The sequence below is a fragment of the Haloferax sp. Atlit-6N genome (assembly GCF_003383195.1).
GTDB classification, from domain to species: domain Archaea; phylum Halobacteriota; class Halobacteria; order Halobacteriales; family Haloferacaceae; genus Haloferax; species Haloferax gibbonsii.
This window is the reverse complement of the sequence record NZ_QEQJ01000358.1, coordinates 1-449: the sequence shown is the minus strand read 5'-3', so window position 1 is coordinate 449 and position 449 is coordinate 1. Positions and strand designations below refer to the sequence as shown.

Sequence of the window (449 nt, the reverse complement as noted above, 5' to 3'; positions counted from 1 at the left end):
TCCGCGATGATACCGAGGCTGAGCACCGAGAAGGGGAGGAACACGAGCGCGGAGAGGATAGTCGAGGCGGCCGGAGAGAGCATGGAACCGATGGAGAACAGCACTCCCAGGACCCCACCGATAACGCCGATAACAACGAACAACAGGAACAATCGGAGCCAGTTACCGCGGGTCAGCGACCAACTGTCTCCGAGCGCCGCGACGAAGTTCTCGTCCTCGACGGCGATGTAGACCGTCATGAAGACGAACGCCAGGTACGCGATGATGCCGGGGATGACGAGTATCGAGCCGATGACAACGAGAGCGCTATAGACGATGCCACCGACGAACAGGTTGACGATTGCAAGCGGGATGTTCCGCGTCAACAGGTCGTTCGGAATCGTGCGTTCGTAGCCGCCGACGAGGATTCGGGTTGCGACCAGCGCCATATACTGGAGCACGAGGAATAG

1 pseudogene is annotated in these 449 nt (G+C 59.5%); it reads right to left on the bottom strand.

What is annotated here, in order from left to right:
• A pseudogene (locus DEQ92_RS22745) lies at positions 1-428 on the bottom strand (hypothetical protein); the annotation flags it as partial.
• Positions 429-449: the final 21 nt, after the last annotated feature.